Source organism: uncultured Chryseobacterium sp. (genome assembly GCF_913776365.1).
In the GTDB taxonomy this organism is placed as follows: domain Bacteria; phylum Bacteroidota; class Bacteroidia; order Flavobacteriales; family Weeksellaceae; genus Chryseobacterium.
In genome coordinates this window covers 1-4660 of record NZ_CAJYMO010000164.1, presented here as the reverse complement: position 1 = coordinate 4660, position 4660 = coordinate 1, and the positions used below count along the sequence as shown (strand labels likewise).

Annotated in this window: 5 protein-coding genes; 4 read left to right on the top strand and 1 reads right to left on the bottom strand. The window is 46.7% G+C overall.

The window, feature by feature from the left end:
- The first annotated feature begins 423 nt into the window (after positions 1 to 423).
- Positions 424 to 2490, top strand: a complete 2067-nt coding sequence (locus QZ735_RS08285) for an ATP-binding protein (RefSeq protein WP_294246786.1) — start codon at positions 424 to 426, stop codon at positions 2488 to 2490.
- Positions 2491 to 2732: 242 nt separating this feature from the next.
- On the opposite strand, the gene QZ735_RS08280 is transcribed toward QZ735_RS08285, so the two are convergent.
- Positions 2733 to 3077, bottom strand: a complete 345-nt coding sequence (locus QZ735_RS08280) for a nuclear transport factor 2 family protein (protein ID WP_294246783.1) — start codon at positions 3075 to 3077, stop codon at positions 2733 to 2735.
- 193 nt (positions 3078 to 3270) lie between these two features.
- Here QZ735_RS08280 and QZ735_RS08275 point away from each other — a divergent pair, with 193 nt between their 5' ends.
- From QZ735_RS08275 to QZ735_RS08265, 3 genes are all read left to right on the top strand, one after another.
- Entirely contained in the window at positions 3271 to 3648 is a 378-nt protein-coding gene (locus QZ735_RS08275) for a helix-turn-helix domain-containing protein (protein ID WP_294246781.1), read from the top strand.
- Positions 3649 to 3754: 106 nt separating this feature from the next.
- Positions 3755 to 3901 (top strand): hypothetical protein, encoded by a 147-nt coding sequence (locus QZ735_RS08270; protein ID WP_294246777.1) that lies wholly within the window; start codon positions 3755 to 3757, stop codon positions 3899 to 3901.
- A 99-nt stretch (positions 3902 to 4000) separates the two neighbouring features.
- On the top strand, positions 4001 to 4390 hold the full coding sequence (locus tag QZ735_RS08265) for a hypothetical protein (protein ID WP_294246776.1): 390 nt from the start codon (positions 4001 to 4003) through the stop codon (positions 4388 to 4390).
- Positions 4391 to 4660 lie beyond the last annotated feature (270 nt).

The window sequence follows — 4660 nt, the reverse complement described above, 5'->3', positions numbered from 1 at the left end:
TCGTTCACCTTAACAGTTACACTATTTATTCGTCCGGGTTATCCGGGGATTTTGGTGTCACCGGCAATGGCTTACTGAAATAAGGTACAGCAGGCAATACCGTTTTCAGGGTCATAACGCGTTGCCGGTGAGAATGGGAGCAAACGCACTGAAACAGCTCAGCATCTGCAGGGAATGACAATAGGTTTTTACTGCTGTTGTTCCAAAGGAGCCGCTGTCCTGCTGCGTTTTCCCCTCATTATCTGGCCAGCGTCTTTTTCATAGAGGAAGTTACGCAAAATGGTTAACCCTTTTAAAAATCTGCTCAATGTGCAGGCTGCTTGCCCGGTGCCGTTATGCTAAACTTTATTGATGTGGCACCATTATATTTTATACCTTTGCGGTACCATTTAAAATACAGATGGCGTTATCCAAAACATCACTATGGCTGATACAAATTCTCCGCAAGAACAGAAAAGACTGGCCGCTCTGCATGCCTACCACATCCTGGATACAGGGCAGGAGAAGGATTATAATGAACTTACTGAACTGGCAGCCGCTATCTGTGATGTTCCCATTGCCCTCATCAGCTTTGTAGACAGGGACCGGCAATGGTTCAAGTCTCATTATGGCCTCCAGGTAAATGAGACCGACCGCTGCCATTCCTTCTGTTCCCATGCCATAGAGAGGCCGGAGGCCCTCATGCAGGTGGAAGATGCACGACACGACCCGCGCTTTCAGGATAACCTGCTGGTTACCGGAAGCCCGGGAATACGGTTTTATGCCGGCATGCCTCTTCTGGATCAGGAAGGATATGCGCTGGGCTCGTTGTGTGTGATCGACGATAAGCCCAGGCTTCTGAATGATACCCAACAAAAGGCACTCCGCACGCTTGCCCGGCAGGTCATCGATAAATTATCGCTCAGGAAAAGCAACGCAGACTTACGGCAAGCGAATCAGCTGCTGCAACAGGCCAATCTCGACCTCAGAAAAGCGGAAGACGAGCTTAAAAAAGTGAATGCGGACCTCCTGAAAAGCAAGGAAAGGATACAGACGATACTGGATATTGTAGGCGAAGGCATCGGTATTACGGATGAAAAGGGGAATATCGTATACACCAACCGGCGGAACCGGGAAATTTTCAAACTGGACGAGGAAAGCATGCTTACGCTCAACAATGTCTCCCCGGAATGGAACAACCGCCGGCTCGACGGGTCTCCGCTTCCCGCCGAAGAGCATCCGGTGAGCATCGTATTGAAAACCGGTATCCCGGTATCCCGCTATGAATTCATGGTAAGCGACCAGCAGCAGCAGTCCCTGTACCTGCGGATGAACGCTACGCCTATCCAAGACAATCATGGAAACATCACCGGTGCCATCGGAAGCTTTGCCGATATTACAGACAGTTACCTCCTGCAGCAGCAGCTGAAGAAAAGGGAGGAAAGCCTGCAGGTGGCTATTTCTTCTGCCAACCTGGGCGTATGGCATATGGATTTACGGACCCGGGAATTTTTCCCGTCCCCGAAGCTGAAAGAACTTTTCGGGTTTTATCCTGATGAAGAGATGCCGTATGAGGCAGCGGTCGTCCAGATTGCCGATTCCCACCGGCAGCAGGTGATAGAGGCCGTTAAGGCTTCCATTACCAAAGGAGAACCCTACGAACTTGAATACCCGATTATCGGGTATCATGATAAAATACTCCGTTGGGTATGTGCGACCGGCCATCTTTACACCGATCCTGAAAACCCGGAAATTTCCCATTTCTCCGGAACGGTATCCGATATTACCGAACGCAGGCTGGATGAGCAGCGCCGGAGCGACTTCATCGGTATGGTAAGCCATGAGCTGCGAAACCCGCTGACCGCCATCAAGGCCTATGCTTATATGCTGAAAAGGACCGCCCAGAAAAATAATGACGAAACGCTGGCCGGTAATATTGCCAAAGTAGACAATCAGGTCAACAGGATGGAAGCCCTTATCAACGGCTTTCTCGACGTAGCGCGCCTAGGGGAAGGGAAGATACGCCTGAACAGGACCCGGTTCGATATGGCGCACCTGGTGCGTATTGCCGAAGAAGAATCTCTGGCTACCGTTACTTCCCATCAGGTGGTTTTTGCACCGGTAGAATTTACTCCGGTAGAAGCCGATCAGGACAAGATCGAGCAGGTCCTTCTTAATTTCATCAACAACGCAGTGAAATACTCGCCGGGCGGTTCCGTTATCAATGTCTCCTGCACGACGGAAAACGGTGTGGCACAGGTCTACGTAAAAGACCAGGGCATGGGAATCCCATCCAAAGACCAGCCTTTTATTTTTGACCGGTTTTACAGGGTGGAAAGTGAGGCCATGAAAAACAAGAAGGGCTTCGGCATCGGCCTCTACATCTGCAAAGAAATCATCGAAAGGCATAACGGGCAGATCGGGGTAGAAAGTACAGAAGGGCAGGGAAGCACCTTCTGGTTTACCTTACCTGTTTTCACTGAAGAACATGAACAGACCACTTCTCCGTAAATGTAACGAATGGTCTGAAAATGAGTATACGGCTTTACCTATCCGGAAGAAATGCATTCTGCAGCCTTCCGGGCATCTGTGCATTTTGTTGGATGTCAGATGTTTGGTATATAAAGATGCGGAATTGTGAGATTCCTGATACAGTAGAGCCGGGGAAATTTTCAGCCTGTACCTGTGCGGGAAAGGATTCTGTTCATGCTTTCAGGATGATGTGTGATCAGTTCTGAAATCAGAATTGTCCCTTACTTTTTTTCGATTACAAATGCTTTTAGGGCCGCCATCTTATCATTTTCAAACCGCCATATATCACAGTAATCATAATGGCTGTAGTTTCCATCTATACCTTTCAGCCGGATTTCACCGGTTACGGTTACAAAATTACCTTCCTCGATTGTCGTATCAACGGTAAACACCGGTGGTTCCCGGTAGAATTCTTTCATATACTCCCGGACTGCCTGCTTGCCGGAAAGTACCTGGTCGCCTACGAAAACCCATTCGGTATCTTCTGTACAACTGGTTAGAAAACGTTCATAGTCGCCTTTTTTTACCCATTCGTTAGCTTCGTGTAATAAAGTTGCTTTACTCATTTTATTTTGTTTTTTGTTATGTCGTCTGACTGATCCTCACCGGATATGAAATGAAATACTCAGATGGTAAGAAATGACTGAAATATTCCTGTTCTTGCGGTCGGAGTGCTGCTGATCAGTACAAAAATAGCATATTGACAGCCAATACTGTATATTAGCAGCTTATTGTCAGATACTATAAAAAAGGTAAGTAATGGGAAAAATCAAAGAAACATCCACCAATTTTGAAAATAAAAAGATTCTTGCGGATGAATGTTCAGAGGTGTATGCCGCACACATTATTGGCGGGCAGTGGTCGCTTGTGATCTGTTCATGGTTAACCAATGGCAAAATGCGGTTCGGAGAATTGAAAAAAGCCATCCCTAATATTACGGAGCGCATGCTTACGGTGCAGCTGCGTAAACTGGAGGATCATCATATCATTACAAGAACGGTTTATGCAGAGATCCCTCCGAAAGTGGTGTATGAATTGACGGAAATAGGATATGAACTGAAACCCATTATCCTTCAGCTGGAAAAATGGGGCGAAAGGCATAAAAAGCTGGAAGCCGGTCAGGGAAAGTCTTCCTGATGTACCTGCAGGACCCTTATCCTGTTCCGTGTGATTGCTTAATGAAGAGATGGCAAAACGGGAGGCCATCACTGATCAATAAAGCATTGTACAATAAGATTGATGAATGACGTTAAAAAATACGGAAGTGAAACTTTTCATCATTACAGGCGGTCCGGGAGGCGGTAAAATCACACTGCCTTACTTTTTGGAAGGCAAAGGCTTTTCCGTCATCACTCAATCGGCAGGGATCATTATAATAAAATTATTTTAATGATATGGTTTTCAGTTGATTGAGCCGTTACATGATACAGTTAAGACATTTTGTACGATAATTGTACAGGTGAGGTATCACCATATAAAATAGAATCATATGAAAAATGTTATTGCAGCAGCAGCGCTTATTGCAGGAGGTCTCGTTACCGTGTCTGCACAGACCACAGTGAATACCAATACCGATGCAGGTACAGGTACCATGAATACCGGCACCGGAATAATGAATAACGGTACTAACAGCACATTAAACGGAAACAGCACTTTGAATTCAGGAATTCTGAATACACGAGCCAATGGTACCCTGAATACCAACAGCACACTCAATAGCGGTACAGGACTGAACACCGGAACCAACGGAAGTCTGAACACCGGCGGTCTGCTGAATACCGGCGCCGGAACCCTGAGTACAGGCACTACCGGCAGTCTGAACACGGGCACCACTACAACAACGAACAGCACAACGCGCTCCGGCGGATCCCGGAAGTGATACGTGTCTTAAAAAAGTCTCAAGTGACATAAAAGGTGACATACAATCCGGAGTGGAGTCACCGGCACACGCCATAAAAATCCTGAAAATATTTTCAGGATTTTTGCGTACAGGTAAAATCAGTGCGATCCGGCAGAAATAATTCTGCATCAGCGTGTATTTTCCTGCCAGCATTTACCGCTGCATAAATACCATATCGCCGTTCCGGTTATAGACCATTATTTTGGCGATCAGATCTGCCTGTTGCTTTCCGCGGATGATTTCTATGAG

Excerpts from the sequence above, each read along its gene's own strand:
- QZ735_RS08285 (WP_294246786.1), top strand. The coding sequence starts at position 424 with ATGGCTGATACAAATTCTCCGCAAGAACAGAAAAGACTGGCCGCTCTG.
- QZ735_RS08280 (WP_294246783.1), bottom strand. The coding sequence starts at position 3,077 with ATGAGTAAAGCAACTTTATTACACGAAGCTAACGAATGGGTAAAAAAA.
- QZ735_RS08275 (WP_294246781.1), top strand. The coding sequence starts at position 3,271 with ATGGGAAAAATCAAAGAAACATCCACCAATTTTGAAAATAAAAAGATT.
- QZ735_RS08270 (WP_294246777.1), top strand. The coding sequence starts at position 3,755 with ATGACGTTAAAAAATACGGAAGTGAAACTTTTCATCATTACAGGCGGT.
- QZ735_RS08265 (WP_294246776.1), top strand. The coding sequence starts at position 4,001 with ATGAAAAATGTTATTGCAGCAGCAGCGCTTATTGCAGGAGGTCTCGTT.